The organism is Nocardioides psychrotolerans (genome assembly GCF_943371775.1).
In the GTDB taxonomy this organism is placed as follows: domain Bacteria; phylum Actinomycetota; class Actinomycetes; order Propionibacteriales; family Nocardioidaceae; genus Nocardioides; species Nocardioides psychrotolerans_A.
This window is the reverse complement of the sequence record NZ_CALRWD010000025.1, coordinates 32,282-48,436: the sequence shown is the minus strand read 5'-3', so window position 1 is coordinate 48,436 and position 16,155 is coordinate 32,282. Positions and strand designations below refer to the sequence as shown.

Sequence of the window (16,155 nt, the reverse complement as noted above, 5' to 3'; positions counted from 1 at the left end):
TGACCCCTCCTCCCGCGAGGTGATCGCCTGCCTGGGCGGGTGCCCAGTTGGGGGGGACGATCACGACCTCGGAATGCTGTCTTGACCAAGTGAACCTGCCCCGGGGGGCATAGGTCACGCGTTACCGGAAAGTTGATTTTCTGTTCTAGACCAGCGTTTGGCGCCCGGGATTGTTACCGTCCTGTGGATTTTGTGGCCGAACGGTGTGGATGAGAGGGCTCTCATGCACCGCGCTGCCAGGCTCGTGACCACCCGTCGAGGTAGTCGCTCACTGCGTTGGCGTAGGACGCGACCAGCGTGACGCCGTCGCTCCCGACGCCCAGGTCGGTCCATCCCGGCCCGCCGGTGTAGGCCAGGTGGGCACCCGCCTTGCCCGCGTGGCGACCGTCGACGACCAGCAGGTTCTGGCCCACGGCGGACGTGCGCACCGGCACTCCCCCGTCGGCGAGCACCGTGCGGATGCCCTGGCGGACGTTGGGTCCCACGACCACCACGACGTCGCAGCCCTTGCGCTTCAACGCCGCGAGCCGGGTGGCCACCCGCTGGCCGCGCTCGCCCGACCACGCCTGGACGGCGACGCGGATGTTGGTGCGGCCGTCGTCGGTGCGAAGACCGCGGGCCTCGGTGCACCCGACGGGCTTCAGGGCCTTGAGGACGGGGTCACGGAACGGCAGGGCGGGGACCGGGTAGAGCTGCGCGGTGTAGCCCGGGCCCATCTCGACGGTGCGCACCTTGGGGCTGTCGGTGGTGTCGAGCGACATCCGCGAGAAGACCGCGCCGTAGGTCGCGTAGACCGCGGCGGAGGAGGAGCGGAAGACGTCGGTGGAGCGGCTGGTGCTGCCGGCCTCGAAGGCGGCAGACGAGATCATCGCCAGCTCGGTGGTCCCACCTGCGCGGCTGACCAGCACGAAGTTGGCCTCCTGACGTCCGGTGCCACCCAGGCAGCTGCCGACGCAGCGGCGCAGCCAGGACGGCTGCGTCTGGTCGACGCCCAGGGCGGTCTCGAGCTGCTGCTCCGCCGCGGTGGGGGTGCCGGCCCCGACGACGACCTGCACGGCCGCCCCCTCGGCGTACGCCGACGTCAGCGCGCCCAGCAGGTCAGGGTCGTCCAGGCGGCTGGTGGCCACGCGGACCAGGTCACCGGTCTCGGCGTCCTGGACGGCACGCACGGTGCGGTCCAGCGCGCGGCGGCGGTCGTGCACGTCCCCGGCCGGGGCGTTGAACAGCGGACCGGTCTCGAAGAGGTCGATCGCGCGGTAGGTGAACTGGATGGCCCAGTGGTCGGAGTTGAAGCCCTTGACGATGCTCGCGTCGGTCTTGACCAGGCCGCCGTTGCGCTTGACCGACATGCCGTAGTCGAGCAGCGACGTGGGGTTGAACGAGCCGGTGAGCGGCATGTCGAAGTTGACCAGGTCGCCGAGACGGTCGGTGGGCAGACCGGGGTTCTGCCGGCGCCGGTCGGCGAGGTAGTTGACGTTGAGGTCGCCGCTGATGAAGACGTGCTCGGTGTGCTTGAAGAGGCCCTGGATCTCCAGGCGCAGCATCCTCAGGTGCAGGCGCAGCCGCGGGATGCGGTCCATGTTGGACAGCTGGGCATCGCGCGAGGCACCGGAGATGACGTGGGTGTTGATGTAGCCGAAGACCTTGCCGGTCGCGACCTCGCGCAGCCGCACGACGTTGATGTAGCGGCTGGGCGTCACGCCGTTCTGCGGGCCGTGCACCTTGGTGGTGTGGCCGTCGATCAGTCGGAAGCGGTCGCGGTCCCACACGATCGGGATGGCGACGCCGCCGTCGTTGGGCATGTACCAGCCCCAGTCCTCGGCCTTGCACAGCGCGATGAGGGACTCGCGGTCCTCGGCGTCGGACATCTCCTGCATGCCGCCCGCGTCACCGAGGGTCAGGGCGCGCTTCATGTCCGCGAGCGCCTTCGTCTTGTTGAGGTCGTGCTTGATGTTGATCGTGAAGGTCTGGTAGGTCGGCGAGGCCAGCGCCTGGGCAGCCGGACGCAGGTCGGGGGCTGGCGTCGCGGGAAGCGGTGCGGCGGTCGGGACCGAGGAGGGGGCGGCGAGCAGCGTCACGGCCAGCGCGCTGGGCAGCAGAAGACCCAGGAACGACGACAGGAGGCGGGAAGCCGTGGGGGAAGCCACGGTGGTTCTCCTTCAGGTGGGTGAGGGCAGCGGCGTTAGTTCACACCAGTCACACCAGTCACACAACCATTCCGACCTAACTACAGGACTGTAGTTAGGTCAGGCCTGGATCGTCACCCGCGAGGTGAGCAGCCGCAGGGTCGCCTGGAGCGCCACGAACTCGGCCTCCTCGAGCCCCAGGGCGTCCTTCATCCCGCAGTGGATCCGCGACGCGTGCACGCGCATCGCATCCCCCGCCGCCGTCACCGAGACCTCGACAAACCGCTCGTCACCGGCGGCGCGGCGACGCGCCACGAGGCCGTTGCCCTCCATCCGGCGCAGGAGCGGGGTCAGTGTGCCGTGGTCGAGCATCAGCTCGTCGGCCAGCTCCCGGACGGTGCAGGTGCCGCGCTCCCACAGGACCAGCATCACGAGGTACTGCGGGTAGGTCAGGCCGAGCTCACGGAGGACCGGCCGGTAGGCGCCGGTCACGGCCCGCGAGGCGGCATAGAGGTCGAAGCAGAGCTGGTCCGCCAGGGGCGGAGCGTCCGGGTCTGCCATGACCCCATTCTGGCACGCGGTGCGCTATCTTGTGCACAAGTCATCTGCGCACCTCGCACCTGGCTCATGGGGCTCGACCGCACGTTGACCAGGAGGACAGCCCCATGGCGCCACGCCCTCGAGCACGCAGCACGGAGCCCTCGTGCTCCGTGACCGCCCTCCTCCGCGCGTCCGGTCGCGGCGACGCCGACTCGTTCGCGGCTCTCTACGACGAGGTGGCTCCCCGGGTCCACGGCGTCGTCCTGCGGATCCTGCGGGACGCCCACCAGGCCGAGGAGGTGACCCAGGAGGTCTTCCTCCAGGTGTGGCGGACCGCCGCGCAGTTCGACCCGGCCCGCGGCTCGGCCCTGACCTGGGTCATGACCCTCGCGCACCGCCGGGCCGTCGACCGGGTGCGCTCCAGCGAGTCGGGGCGGCGGCGCGACACCGAGCACGTGGAGCTCGACGTCCGGGCGCCGTACGACGAGACGGCGACGGCCGTCCACGCGACGCTGGAGGGCGAGCGGGTGCGCGCAGCCCTGGCGACCCTGACCGCCGTGCAGCGCCAGGCCATCGAGCTGGCCTACTTCGGTGGGCACACCCACGTGGAGGTCTCGCGGCTCCTGCAGATCCCGCTGGGCACCGCCAAGACCCGCATCCGGGACGGGATGCTGCAGCTGCGGGACCTGCTGACGGTCGGCGCCGCCGAGCCTGCCTGAGATCAGCTGTAGGTGACCTTCACGGCGTCGGTGACCGGCACCGCCTGGCAGGCCAGCCGGATGCCCTCAGCGAGGTCCTCGGCGTCGAGCACGTCGTTGTGCAGGAGCTTGACCTCGCCCTCCAGGAGGCGGACGGCGCAGGCCGAGCACTCCCCCTCGCGGCACGAGAAGGGCGCCTTGACGCCCTTGGCCTCGAGGTGGTCGAGCATCGTCGTGCCCGGGTCCCAGTCGTCAAAGGAGTGCTGCTCGCCGTCGAGCTCCACCTCGAGCCGGACCGGGGCCCGCGAGGCGGCCGCCAGGTCGGCTGCGGCGTCCTGCTCGTCGGACTCGGCGGCGGCGATCTCGGACTCGGCGACCTCCACGTCGTGCAGGTCCCCGAACGGGTTGCCCCCGAGCGAGACGAACTTCTCCTGGTGGCGACGCTCGCGCGGCACCCCGAGCTCCTTGAGCGCCGCGGTCGTCATCTTCATGAACGGCGCGGGCCCGCAGACGAAGGCGTCGTAGGACGGGTAGCCGGCCGCGAAGGCCTTCATCTGCTCACCGGTGGGCAGGCCCTGGACCGACTCGAGCCAGTGGATGACCTGGAGGCGGTCGGGGTGCTCGGCGGCGAGCCTGGTGAGCTCGCCGGCGAAGATGACCGAGCGCTCGTCGCGGTTGGCGTAGAAGACGACGACGCGGCCGCTCCCCTGCGCCAGCGCGGTGCGCGTGATGGACAGGATCGGGGTGATGCCGCTCCCGCCGGCGAGGAGCAGCAGGTCGGCGTCGAGGGACGCCGGGGTGAAGATGCCGCTCGGCGGCAGCACCCGCATGGTGTCGCCCTGGCGCAGGTGGTCGCAGATCCAGTTGGAGGCGTAGCCCTCAGCGGTGCGCTTGACCGTGATCGTGAGCCCGTCGGCCCGGGTCAGCGGGCTGCTGGAGAGCGAGTAGCAGCGCGCCGCCACACCGGTCTGGTCGCTCGGGACGGCGACGGTGAGGAACTGGCCGGGCTTGAAGTCGAAGAGCTCGGCGTGGTCCTCGGGCACCGAGAAGGTGATCGAGTGCGCGTCGGCCGTCTCCTCGACGACCTCGCTGACCGTGAGCTCGAAGGATGCGGTGTCCATGGGTGGTTCAGTAACCGTCCTCAGCGCCGATGTGGATGTGGCCCTCGCGCACCGCGGCGTCGATGCTGGCGACCAGGCGAGGACAACCCTGGTGGATCTCACGCCCGCGTGGTGACGCGTCCCGCCTAGCGAACTCCGGGCACGCCTCCAGTGCTGCGGCGTTCCACTGGATGGAGGTGTGGTGCTCGCTGTTCTTCTTGACCCCGACGCACGCCAGGCAGTCCAGGCAGGCGACCTCGGTCAGCCTGGCCCGGGTGTAGAGACGCATGTCCTCCAGCGTGTCGACGCTGGTGGGGACGAAGCTCGCCATCAGGCGTCGGCGGTCTCGGGGGTCGCCGCGTCTTCCGCGGCCTTCTTCGCGAGGTTCTGCGCGACCTCCTCGCGCCAGTACTCGTTGGCCTTGGTCGTGTCGACCTCGAACTCGAAGCGGTCGGTCATCTCCGGCGTCACGTCGGCCTTGTCGACGTAGAACTGCTCGTACCAGCGACGCAGCTGGTAGACCGGCCCGTCCTCCTCGCACAGGAGCGGGTTCTGGACGGGCGCCTTGTTGAGCCAGATGTGCACGTCCTGCTCGAAGCCCTCCTTGAACGTCTCGGAGTAGCGCTTGCCGATGTAGTCGGCGGTCGCGTCGTCCACGCCCTCGGGCTTCTTGACGCACAGGGCGTACTGGAGCTTGAAGGAGTTGGGCCCGGTCGGCACGTGGCAGTTGATGAGGATGACCTCGGTCTCGAAGCCCTTGTAGTCCACGTGCAGCCAGTTGATCATGTACGACGGCCCGAAGTAGCTGGCCTCCGACTTCAGCACCAGCCCCTCGTCGCCGTAGCCCGCACCGTCCATGTCGGGGCGGCCGGTCGACTCCATGAACTGGGTGGCGACGTGGCCCTCGAAGACGTTGCGGAAGTTGGTCGGGAAGGCGAAGTGGATGTAGAAGAAGTGCGCCATGTCCACGACGTTGTCGATGATCTCGCGGCAGTGCGCGGTCGGGACGTCGAGGACCTCCCAGGTCCAGTCCGTGTAGGCGTCCGTGCCGACCCCGGGCAGCTCGGGGGGCAGGATGTCGTGGTCGGGCTCGGAGCCCTCGACGTCGTGCCAGACCATGAGCTGGCCGTTGCGGACCACCGCGGGGTACTTCTGGGTGCGCGCCCGCAGCGGCACGCGGCGGGCGTAGGGGATCGCCTTGCACTTGCCGTCGCCGCCCCAGCGCCAGTCGTGGAACGGGCAGGCGATCTCGTCACCCTTGACCGTGCCCTGGGTGAGGTCGCCGCCCATGTGGCGGCAGTAGCCGTCGAGCACGTTGAGGTTGCCCTGCGTGTCCTGCCAGACCACGAGCTTGCCGCCGAAGCCGTCGATGCCGTGGGGCTTGCCGTCGGCGAAGTCCCGGGCCAGGCCCAGGCAGTGCCAGCCGCGCGCGAAGCGCTCGGGCGGTGCGCCCTTGTCGAGGAACCGGGTGTCGCTCATGGTGTGCCTCTCCAGTGATCAGCCGTCGTGGTGCTGGGGTCGTGCGGTGGTCGTGTGCTGCAAAACAAGAACAGGTTATAGTTTTTGCGAGCCGGAGGCCAGCCTGGCCGCCTCGTCGGCGCGGGCCGTCTGCATCGCGCGCTGCTTGGCCACGAAGCCGATGGACATCCGCTGGGTGAAGCGGGGCGCGAGCCTGCCCACGAGCCAGGTGACCCTCGCCGTGCGCGGGGAGACGAGCATGGCGCGCCCCGCGACCACCGCCTCGAGCACCTCGTCGGCCAGCCGTGCCGGGTCGTGCGGGCGGCGCACGCCCTGGCCCTTGAGGTAGAAGTCGCGGCCGTGGAAGCGACCGATGGCCCCCTTGTCGAGGATCGGGGTCTCGACGGCCGACGGGCACACGACCGTGACGCCGACCCCCTTGGCGGCCGCCTCGGAGCGCAGGGCCAGCGAGAGGCCGACGACCGCGTGCTTGGTCATGACATAGCTGGTGATCAGGCCCGCCGCCATCAGCCCACCCATCGAGGCGGTGTTGACGATGTGGCCGCCGAAGCCGCCGTCCGCGCCCTGGCGCACCATCAGGGGGTAGGCCGCCGCCACGCCGTGCACCACCCCGCGGATGTTGACGTCGATGATCGCGTCCCACTGCTCGAGGCCCAGCTCCTCTGTCTCACCGCCGAAGGTGATGCCGGCGTTGTTGAACATCAGGTCGAGCCGGCCGGACCGCGCCACGACGTCGTCGACGCAGGCCTGGACGGCCGCCGCGTCGGTCACGTCGAGCGCGACGGCGCGGGCGCTGCCGGGACCCACGACGCGCTCCGTCGTACGACGTGCGGCGGCGCCGTCGAGGTCGGCGACGACGACGTGGGCGCGGGCCGCGACGAGCGCCTGGCACAGCGCGGCGCCGATCCCGGAGCCGCCACCCGTGACGATTGCCTGCCTCCCGGCGAGGTCGAGCCGGGGGCCGCTCATCCGAACGCCCTCATCACGTGGCCGTGGATGTCGGGGTAGCGGCGCAGGTGCGCTCCCCCGTTGAGGTCGAGCACCTCGCCGGTGAGCCACCGCGCCCTGGCGAGGTAGACCGCCGCCTCCGCGACCTCCTCGGGCAGGCCGGCACGACCCAGGGGCGTGTTCTCGAGGTAGTCGTCCTGGATGCCCGCGATGTCCATCGCCGGCGCGGTCAGCGGGGTGATCACGAGCCCCGGGGAGATCGCGTTGACCCGCACCCCGCGGGCGCCGAGCTCGAGGGCGGCGACCTCGGTGAGCATCGCCAGTCCCGCCTTGGCCGCGCAGTAGGCGCCCATGCCGGTGCCGGGCTGCCGGGCGTTGAGCGAGGTCAGCGAGATGATCGCTCCCCCGTCGGCGACGACCCGCCCCGCATGCTTGAGCACCAGGAAGGCTCCGGTCAGGTTGACGTCGACGACGCGGCGGAACTCCGCCACGTCGAGCTCGGTGAGCAGCCCCAGCGTGCTCACGCCGGCGCTGTTGACCACCACGTCGACGCGACCGTGCTCGGCCACGACGCCGGCCAGCAGCGCCTCCACCGACGCCTCGTCGGTGACATCGACGGGAGGGTTCGTCGCCAGGTCACCGACCACGACCGTGCAGCCGTCGTCGGCCAGCGCCACCGCGATCGCGGCGCCGATCCCGGAGGCGCCGCCGATCACGACCGCGACGCGGGTCGGCTGGTCGAGAGGGTCGAGAGGGTCGTCCATGGGTGCCTCCCCGGCAGATGGCTGGTAGTTGACGCGTGTCAAATGTGGGCCTAGCGTGCCCTGCGTCACACGTCATGGCAAGGGGTCCCGGACCTTCGCGCCGTCGCAGCCCTCCGAAAGGCGTCTCCATGCCCGGACCCGCGTCCAGCCCCACCACCGCCGTGATCGGCGCCGGCATCAGCGGCCTCACCTCCGGCAAGATGCTCGGCGACTACGGCATCGACTACACCTGCTTCGAGAGCTCCGACCGCATCGGCGGCAACTGGGCCTTCGGCAACCCCAACGGGCACAGCAGCGCCTACCGCTCGCTGCACATCGACACCTCCAAGCACCGGCTGTCCTTCAAGGACTTCCCGATGCCGGACGACTATCCGGACTTCCCGCACCACACGCAGATCAAGGCCTACCTGGAGTCGTACGCCGAGGCGTTCGACCTCAAGGACCGCATCGAGTTCCGCAACGGCGTGACCAGCGCGACGCGGCTGCCCGACGGCGGCTGGGAGATCCTCGACCAGGCCGGCGCGACCCGGCACTTCGACCTGCTGGTCGTGGCCAACGGCCACCACTGGGACCCGCGGATGGCCGACTTCCCCGGCGAGTTCACCGGCGAGTCGATCCACTCCCACCACTACATCGACCCGACCGACCCGCTCGACTTCAAGCAGAAGCGGATCCTGGTCGTGGGGCTGGGCAACAGCGCGGCCGACATCGCGGTCGAGCTCTCGAGCAAGTCCCTGCAGAACGAGGTGACCCTCTCGACGCGCTCGAGCGCCTGGATCGTCCCGAAGTACACCGGCGGGCTGCCGGCCGACAAGTACTACGTGACGACGCCGTACCTCCCCTTGGCCTGGCAGCGGAAGTTCCTCCAGAAGATGCAGTTCATGGCCGGGTCCAACCCCGAGCTCTACGGCCTGCCCAAGCCCAACCACAAGTTCTTCGAGGCGCACCCGACGCAGTCGGTGGAGCTGCCGCTGCGGCTCGGCTCCGGCGACATCACGCCGAAGGGCAACGTCGCGCGGCTCGACGGGGAGACCGTGCACTTCGAGGACGGCACCAGCAGCGACTTCGACATCATCGTCTACGCCACGGGCTACAACATCACCTTCCCGTTCTTCGACCCCGCCTTCATCAGCGCGCCGGACAACGCGATCCCGCTCTTCAAGCGGATGTTCAAGCCCGGCATCGACGACCTGGTCTTCATGGGCTTCGCCCAGGCCACCCCCACGCTCTTCCCTTTCGTGGAGTCCCAGGCGCGACTGCTCGCGGCCTACGCCGCGGGTCGCTACCGACTGCCGCCGCTGGAGGAGATGGAGCGGGTGATCGTCGCCGACCAGCAGAAGTACACCGGCCACGTCCTCGACCGGCCACGGCACACCCAGCAGGTCGACTACTTCCTCTACGAGCACGACATGCGCACCAAGGAGATCCCGGCCGGTCTCGAACGGGCCCGGGTCCACGGATGACCACCGCGCAGCGTGGGGATGCGCGCCGGACCGCCCTCCTGGAGTCGCTCGACGAGATCCTGCGCGAGCAGAGCCTCGAGGAGGGCACGCTCGACTCGATCAACATCGCCGAGATCTCGCGTCGCGCCGGGGTGACCCGGTCGGCGTTCTACTTCTACTTCGAGAACAAGCAGGCGGCGGTCGCCGCCCTCATGGAGGAGATGTACGACGCGGCGTTCGCCGCCACCGGTGAGCTCTCGGGCGACGCGACGCCCCAGGACAACATCGCCGCCACCATCAGCGGGCTCTTCGACGCGTGGGAGAGCCACCAGCACGTCTTCCGGGCGATGCTCGACGCCAAGGCCACGAGCCCCGCGGTCCGCGAGCTGTGGGACAACGACCGGCACTCCTTCATCGCGCCGGTGGCGGCGATGATCGAGGCCGAGCGCGCCGGGGGGCGTGCGCCCGACGGGGTCGACGCCACCAGCATCGCGGCCGTCCTGCTCGATCTCAACGACCGGATGCTCGAGCGGCTCGCCCTGGGTGGCGCGCTGACGCGTCCCCAGATCCAGGCGGCGGTCGTCGAGATCTGGCTCCGCACCATCTATGGAAGGACCACGCCATGAGCGTCCGCACCACCGTCCGATTCGACTCCCAGGGCACGGCGTGCGACGCCTGGCACTTCCCCGCCCAGGCGGGCGGCCCGGGCGACGCGTTCGCCTCGCCTGCCGGGCGGCCCGTGGTCGTGATGGCCCACGGCCTCGCCGGCACCAAGGACTCCGGGCTGGAGCCCTTCGCACGGCGGCTGGCCGAGGCCGGCCTGGACGTCCTCGCGTTCGACTACCGCGGCTTCGGCGCGAGCGAGGGCTCCCCGCGCCAGCGGGTGTCGATGGAGGGCCAGCTCGCCGACTACCGCGCAGCGATGACGGCGGCCGCCGACCTGCCCGGCGTCGACGCCTCGCGCCTCGTGCTCTGGGGCGTGTCGCTGGCCGGGGGTCATGTGATCGCCGCCGGCGCCGGGCGCGACGACGTCGCCGCCGTGGTGTCGCTGACGCCCCTGGTCGACGGGGTGGCCGCGGGTCGTCACGCGCTCCGGTCCCACACGCCGTCCGCGCTGTTGCGGTCCACGGCCGCCGGCCTGCGCAGCAAGGTCGCGAGCGGACGCGGCAAGGCACCCGTCACCATGCCGGTGGTCGGTCGGCCCGGCGAGGTCGCTGCTCTCACCCTGGACGGGCTCTACGAGGACTACCTCTCGATCGCCGGGCCCACGTGGGTCAAGGAGGTCGACGCGGCGGTCGGGCTGGAGCTCGGCGGGCACCGGCCCGGGAAGCTGGCGGCCCAGGTGACCTGCCCGATGCTCGTGCAGGTCGCGGACTTCGACCGCAGCGCTCCCCCGCACGCCGCCATGAAGGCCGCGTTCAAGGGCCGGGCCGAGGTGCGCCACTACCCGTGCGACCACTTCGACGTGTGGCCCGGCAAGGAGTGGTTCGACGCGGTGGTCGAGCACCAGGTGCGCTTCCTGCAACGCCACCTCGGCGCCTCCTGACACCAAACCTAGAACACGTTATAGTTTTGGCGATGTGGTCATGGGGCCACCGACCGCCCGGCGAGGAGAAGACCGATGCACGTCGCACTGAACCCCGAGCACGTCCAGCTCAAGGAAGAGCTCAAGGAGTACTTCGCCGCGCTGGTGACGCCCGAGCGGAGGGCCGGCCTGGCGTCGGCGACCGGGGAGTTCGGCGACGCCGGGGTCTACAAGGAGGTCATCCGCCAGCTCGGCACCGACGGCTGGCTCGGCATCGGCTGGCCGAAGGAGTACGGCGGCCAGGCCCGCTCGATGATCGAGCAGCTGATCTTCACCGACGTGGCCGCCGACTTCGGCGTGCCGATCCCCTACCTGACGCTCAACACCGTCGGGCCCACGATCATGCGCTACGGCACCGAGGAGCAGAAGGAGTTCTTCCTCCCCCAGATCCTCGCCGGTGAGCTGCACTTCTCGATCGGCTACTCCGAGCCCGGCTCGGGCACCGACCTCGCCTCGCTCAAGACCCGGGCCGTGCGCGAGGGTGACGAGTGGGTCATCAACGGCCAGAAGATGTGGACCTCGCTGATCCAGTACGCCGACTGGATCTGGCTGGCCTGCCGCACCGACGCCGACCTGCCCCGCCACAAGGGCCTGTCGATGATCCTGGTGCCGGCCGGCGCCGAGGGCTTCTCCTACACGCCGGTCCACACCGTGGCCGGTGTCGGCACGAGCGCGACCTACTACGAGGACGTGCGCGTCCCGGTCGGCAACCTCGTCGGCGACCTCAACGGCGGCTGGTCGCTGATGACCGACCAGCTCAACGCGGAGCGCGTGGCGCTGACGTCGTCGGCCCCGCTGACCCAGTCGCTCAAGCTGGTGCGCGAGTGGGCGCAGCAGACCAAGAACCCCGACGGCCAGCGGGTCATAGACACCGAGTGGGTGCAGATCGCCCTCGGTCGCGCGCACGCTCGCATCGAGATGCTGACCCTGATCAACTGGAAGCTCGCCGCCGACGCCGACGCCGGCATCCCGCTCTCCCCCGCCGAGGCCTCGGCCACCAAGATCTACGGCTCCGAGCTGGCCACCGACGTCTACCGCTCCCTCATGGAGGTCGTGGGCCCCAACGCGGGGATCACCGGCTCCTCCGAGGGTGCCGTGCTCGCCGGCCGCCTCGAGCGCTTCCACCGCAGCGCCCTCGTCATGACCTTCGGCGGCGGCACCAACGAGATCCAGCGCGACATCATCGGCTACGTCGGCCTCGGCCTGCCCGCCGCCAAGCGCTGACCCCTCCTCGCTGGTCGAGCCGGGCGAGCGCAGCGAGCCCGTGTCGAGACCCCGTGACCCGAAAGGCACCCTGATGGACTTCACCTTCACCCCCGAGCAGGACGAGGCCGCGGCCCTGGCCGCCGAGATCCTCACCGACAAGACCGGCACCGACCGCCTCAAGGCCGTCGAGGCCGCCGGCGACCGCTTCGACCGCGACCTGTGGGCCGACCTGGCCTCGGCGGGGCTGCTGTCGCTCGCCGTCCCCGAGCAGCACGGCGGGGCCGGGCTCGGCCTGGTCGAGCTGTGCCGCGTGCTGGTCGAGGTCGGCCGCACCGTCGCGCCTGTGCCGCTCGCGGTCCACGGCGCCGCCGCCCTGCTGCTCGCCGAGCTCGGCACCGACGCGCAGCAGTCGGCCTGGCTGCCCGGCGCCGCCTCCGGCACCAGCGTCCTGACCGCCGCCGTCGCCGAGGAGCGCACGCACCTGCCCGTCCGGCCGACCGTGACCGCCGCATCGGGCGCTGACGGCTGGGCGCTGTCGGGCTCCAAGGCGATCGTCCGGGCCGGCACGGTCGCCGACCTGCTGCTGGTCACGGCCACCACGCCCGACGGCGTCGGGGTGTTCCTCGTGGACGCCACCGCCGCGGGTGTCGAGCGGGTCGAGCAGCGCACCAGCGACGGCGACGTCGTCGCCCGCGTCGACCTGGCCTCGGCCCCCGCCGACCTGCTCGGGACGGCGGACGGCGAGGCCGCGCAGCGTCTCGGCCAGCTGCTCACCGTGTGCTCGGTCGCCGAGCAGCTGGGCGTCACGCAGGGTGCGTTGGCCCTGACGGCGTCGTACGCCAAGGTGCGCGAGCAGTTCGGGCGCCCGATCGGCACCTTCCAGGCGGTCTCGCAGCGCCTCGCCGACGGCTACATCGACGTGCTCGGCCAGCGGCTGACGCTCTGGCACGCCGCCTGGCGCCTCGCCGAGGGGTTGCCGGCCGAGGTCGAGGTCGCCACGGCCAAGCTCTGGGCGGCCGACGCGGGACACCGTCTCGCGCACACGACGGTGCACGTGCACGGCGGGGTCGGCATCGACCTCGACGGGGAGGCGCACCGCTACTTCACGACCGCCAAGCGCTTCGAGTTCCTCTTCGGCGGGGCGACGGAGCAGGCCCTGGCCATCGGCAAGGTCCTCGCGTCCGAGCCGGTCTGACCCGCACCACCCGCCGACGCGTCTTGAGGGAGACATGAGCGACGACATCACGGTCCGCAACCAGCTGCTGGCACGACGCGGGGAGACCCACCCGGGGCTGCTCTCCGGGGACGACTCCTGGACCTGGGACGAGGTGGTCCAGGAGTCCTGCGTGCGGTCTGCGCTCATGGCGTCGCTGCTGAGTGCCGACGCGCCACCGCACGTCGGCGTGCTGCTCGACAACACCCCGGAGTTCGCGTTCCTGCTCGGCGGGGCGGCCCTCGGCGGTCAGGTCGTCGTCGGGCTCAACACGACCCGTCGCGGCCCGGCCCTCGCCGACGACGTCCGTCGCTCCGACTGCCAGGTCGTCGTCACCGACGAGTCCTACGCCGGGCTGCTCGAGGACGTGACCGTCCCGGTGCTGCGGGTCGACTCCGCGGAGTGGGCGGGGCTGCTCGCCGCGCACGCCGGGGCGCCGGTCCCCGACGTCGAGGTCGGGATGGAGACGCTGATGATGCTGATCTTCACCTCGGGCACGTCGGGCAACCCCAAGGCCGTCAACGTCACGCAGGTCAAGATCGCCTTCCCCGGTCTCTTCCTCTCCGACCGGTTCGGCCTGGGCCCGGAGCACACCGCCTACCTCTCGATGCCGATGTTCCACTCCAACGCGATCATGGCCGGCTGGGGCCCGGCGCTCGCGTCGGGCACGACGATCGCGCTGGCCCCCCGCTTCAGCGCCTCGGGCTTCCTGGCCGACGTGCGCCGCTACGGCGCCACCTACGCCAACTACGTCGGCAAGCCGCTGACCTACATCATGGGCACGCCCGAGCAGCCCGACGACGCCGACAACCCGCTCCAGGTCGTCTTCGGCAATGAGGCCAACGACCGCGACATCGAGGCCTTCGGCAAACGCTTCGGCTGCGTGGTGGTCGACTCCTACTCCTCGACCGAGAACGCCGTGGTCGTGCAGCGCGTGCCCGAGATGCCGCCTGGCAGCCTCGGCATGCCGCTCGACGGGGTCAAGGTGCTGCACGCGGACACGATGGCGGAGACGGTCGACGCCGTGTTCGGGCCCAGCGGTGAGCTGCTCAACGCCGAGGAGGCGACCGGCGAGCTGGTCAACACCCAGGGCGCCGGCGCGTTCTCGGGCTACTACAAGGACCCCGACGCCGAGGCCGAGCGGATGCGGGCCGGGATGTACTGGTCCGGCGACCTCGCCTACCGCGACGCCGACGGCTTCGTCTACTTCGCCGGTCGCACCGCCGACTGGCTGCGCGTCGACGGGGAGAACCTCGGCGCCGCCCCGATCGAGCGGATCCTGCTGCGCCACCCGGCGATCTCGGAGGCCGCGGTCTACGCCGTCCCCGACGAGTCCGTGGGAGACCAGGTCATGGCCGCGGTCGACCTGCTCGCCCCGCTCTCGCCGGCCGACCTCGAGGCGTTCCTGTCCGCACAGGAGGACCTGTCCCCCAAGGCATGGCCGCGCTACGTCCGGATCGTCGACGCGCTCCCGCGCACCGCCACCAACAAGGTCCTCAAGCGACAGCTCTCCGCGCAGGGCGCCACGGCCGACGGCGACGTCGTCTGGACGCGCACCGCCCGGAGCACGTCGTACGTCGTGGGCTGAGGTCGCAGGCGGCTCCTCGGCAGCCCGCGGGGCACCGCCTCTCTGCGTAGTCCGGGTGGGCGGGTGGGCGGTGAGTGGTGGCGGAGGGCTGCATCGCCCGTGGGTCACCGCCGCTCGGCATCGCACGCGAGCGTCCGGGTGGGCGGTGAGCTGTGGGCGGTGGCGGAGGGGCTGCATCGCCCGTGGGTCACCGCCGCTCGGCATCGCACGCGCAGGCGGCTCACCGGGTCTCGACACCCTCGGGCCTGGCGGCCCTCGCGGCTCGACCACCGAGGAGGCGGCTCGACCGACGGTGTGGGCGACGGGTCGGTGATGACCACGCGACATCACCCGATCGACCCATGCGCGGACCCGGGTGAGTTCTTTACCTTGGTCGCGTGCCGCGCCGCCTGAGTCTCCTCGTGATCCTGCTGGCTGCCCTGGCCGCGGTCGCCCCGAGCATGACGGTGGGCACGAACGTCGCCGCGACCACGGCCGCGCCCGTCACGACGGACAACCCGCTCGCGGGCCGGACCTGGGGCGTCTACCGCGGCAAGGCCGAGCTGTCGTGGGAGCCCTACGTGCGGGCCGTCGGGCAGCGCAAGGGGCTGCTAGCCAAGATCGCCCTGCAGCCGAAGAGCAAATGGTTCGGCGACTGGATCGGCGACGACGAGATCGCGCGCAAGGTGCGCGACTACGTGGCGTCGGCGACCGGGGGCGATCCCGAGGTGCTGGTGCCGATGACGGTCTTCCGGATGATGCCGTGGGAGCAGGAGGCCTGCACCCGGCTGCCGACGAAGGTCGAGAAGGCCAGCTATCGCCGTTGGATCACCCGCTTCGCGGGCGCCCTGGGCGACACCCACACGTTCATGGTGCTGCAGCCGGACGGGCCGTTCGCCCGGTGCGCACCCGGCGGGTCCAAGGTCCCGGCGCGCATGGTCGCCTGGGCGGCACGCACGTTCGCCGCGCTCCCCCACACCCACGTCTACCTCGACGCGGGTGCGGCCGACTGGCTCCGCGTCGACGACGCCGTGCAGCTCCTCGTCGACCTGGGGGTCGAGCACGTGCGCGGCTTCGCGCTCAACACGACGCACTACGACGCGACGTCGTCGCAGATCACCTACGGCGCCGAGGTGGTCGCGGGGTTGGCCGACCGGGGTCTCCCGGGCAAGCACTTCGTCGTCGACACCACGCAGAACGGTCGTCCCTTCACCCACGCGCAGTGGGAGGCCCGCCCGCTGGGCCAACCCTTCGACGACGCCGCGACGTGCCGCACCCCGACAGGCCGACGCTGCGTGACGCTCGGCATCCCGCCGACCGCCGACGTCACCACCGCCGCGTGGGGCCTGTCGAGCAGGGTGCGGGCGCTCGCCGCCGAGCACGTGGACGGATTCGTCTGGACCGGGCGACCCTGGCTGCACCAGCAGAGCCAGCCGTTCGACCTCGGGCGTGCGCTCGCGGTCGCCCGCACGACGCCCTACCAGTGA

15 protein-coding genes are annotated in these 16,155 nt (G+C 71.1%); 8 read left to right on the top strand and 7 right to left on the bottom strand.

What is annotated here, in order from left to right:
• Positions 1-221 precede the first annotated feature (221 nt).
• Together AAG827_RS09555 and AAG827_RS09550 are read right to left on the bottom strand one after the other, a co-directional pair.
• Positions 222-2,147: a hypothetical protein gene (locus tag AAG827_RS09555; protein WP_341925700.1), complete on the bottom strand. Its 1,926-nt coding sequence runs from the start codon at positions 2,145-2,147 to the stop codon at positions 222-224.
• A 99-nt stretch (positions 2,148-2,246) separates the two neighbouring features.
• Entirely contained in the window at positions 2,247-2,687 is a 441-nt protein-coding gene (locus AAG827_RS09550; RefSeq protein ID WP_341925699.1) for a MarR family transcriptional regulator, read from the bottom strand.
• Positions 2,688-2,791: 104 nt separating this feature from the next.
• Between AAG827_RS09550 and sigK the strand changes: the two genes are divergently transcribed.
• Positions 2,792-3,385 carry an ECF RNA polymerase sigma factor SigK gene (sigK, locus tag AAG827_RS09545; RefSeq protein WP_341925697.1) on the top strand — a complete coding sequence of 198 codons (594 nt, stop codon included), beginning with the start codon at positions 2,792-2,794 and terminating at the stop codon, positions 3,383-3,385.
• 2 nt (positions 3,386-3,387) lie between these two features.
• Here the strand turns inward: sigK and AAG827_RS09540 are convergent, their stop codons facing one another.
• The 5 genes from AAG827_RS09540 to AAG827_RS09520 all read right to left on the bottom strand — a co-directional run bounded on the left by AAG827_RS09540 (position 3,388) and on the right by AAG827_RS09520 (position 7,655).
• Positions 3,388-4,485 (bottom strand): 2Fe-2S iron-sulfur cluster-binding protein, encoded by a 1,098-nt coding sequence (locus AAG827_RS09540; protein WP_341925696.1) that lies wholly within the window; start codon positions 4,483-4,485, stop codon positions 3,388-3,390.
• A gap of 7 nt (positions 4,486-4,492) precedes the next feature.
• Positions 4,493-4,795, bottom strand: coding sequence for a hypothetical protein (locus AAG827_RS09535; protein ID WP_341925694.1), 303 nt, complete (start codon positions 4,793-4,795; stop codon positions 4,493-4,495).
• Complete coding sequence (locus AAG827_RS09530; protein ID WP_341925693.1) at positions 4,795-5,943, bottom strand: Rieske 2Fe-2S domain-containing protein; 1,149 nt, start codon at positions 5,941-5,943, stop codon at positions 4,795-4,797. The genes AAG827_RS09535 and AAG827_RS09530 overlap by 1 nt, the downstream gene beginning before the upstream one ends.
• Before the next feature lie 75 nt (positions 5,944-6,018).
• Complete coding sequence (locus AAG827_RS09525) at positions 6,019-6,912, bottom strand: SDR family oxidoreductase (protein WP_341925692.1); 894 nt, start codon at positions 6,910-6,912, stop codon at positions 6,019-6,021.
• On the bottom strand, positions 6,909-7,655 hold the full coding sequence (locus AAG827_RS09520) for an SDR family NAD(P)-dependent oxidoreductase (protein ID WP_341925691.1): 747 nt from the start codon (positions 7,653-7,655) through the stop codon (positions 6,909-6,911). Before AAG827_RS09520 ends, AAG827_RS09525 begins: the two co-directional genes overlap by 4 nt.
• Before the next feature lie 128 nt (positions 7,656-7,783).
• Between AAG827_RS09520 and AAG827_RS09515 the strand changes: the two genes are divergently transcribed.
• The 7 genes from AAG827_RS09515 to AAG827_RS09485 all read left to right on the top strand — a co-directional run bounded on the left by AAG827_RS09515 (position 7,784) and on the right by AAG827_RS09485 (position 16,155).
• A complete protein-coding gene (locus AAG827_RS09515; protein ID WP_341925690.1) occupies positions 7,784-9,118 on the top strand; it encodes an NAD(P)-binding domain-containing protein in 1,335 nt (444 codons plus the stop codon).
• Positions 9,115-9,723: a TetR/AcrR family transcriptional regulator gene (locus tag AAG827_RS09510; RefSeq protein ID WP_341925689.1), complete on the top strand. Its 609-nt coding sequence runs from the start codon at positions 9,115-9,117 to the stop codon at positions 9,721-9,723. Before AAG827_RS09515 ends, AAG827_RS09510 begins: the two co-directional genes overlap by 4 nt.
• A complete protein-coding gene (locus AAG827_RS09505; protein ID WP_341925688.1) occupies positions 9,720-10,643 on the top strand; it encodes an alpha/beta hydrolase in 924 nt (307 codons plus the stop codon). Before AAG827_RS09510 ends, AAG827_RS09505 begins: the two co-directional genes overlap by 4 nt.
• 75 nt (positions 10,644-10,718) lie before the next feature.
• Positions 10,719-11,906 (top strand): acyl-CoA dehydrogenase family protein, encoded by a 1,188-nt coding sequence (locus tag AAG827_RS09500; RefSeq protein WP_341925687.1) that lies wholly within the window; start codon positions 10,719-10,721, stop codon positions 11,904-11,906.
• A 73-nt stretch (positions 11,907-11,979) separates the two neighbouring features.
• Positions 11,980-13,083 carry an acyl-CoA dehydrogenase family protein gene (locus tag AAG827_RS09495; RefSeq protein ID WP_341925685.1) on the top strand — a complete coding sequence of 368 codons (1,104 nt, stop codon included), beginning with the start codon at positions 11,980-11,982 and terminating at the stop codon, positions 13,081-13,083.
• Between the two features lie 34 nt (positions 13,084-13,117).
• Positions 13,118-14,689, top strand: coding sequence for an AMP-binding protein (locus tag AAG827_RS09490; protein ID WP_341925684.1), 1,572 nt, complete (start codon positions 13,118-13,120; stop codon positions 14,687-14,689).
• Positions 14,690-15,066: 377 nt separating this feature from the next.
• A complete protein-coding gene (locus AAG827_RS09485) occupies positions 15,067-16,155 on the top strand; it encodes a glycoside hydrolase family 6 protein (RefSeq protein WP_341925683.1) in 1,089 nt (362 codons plus the stop codon).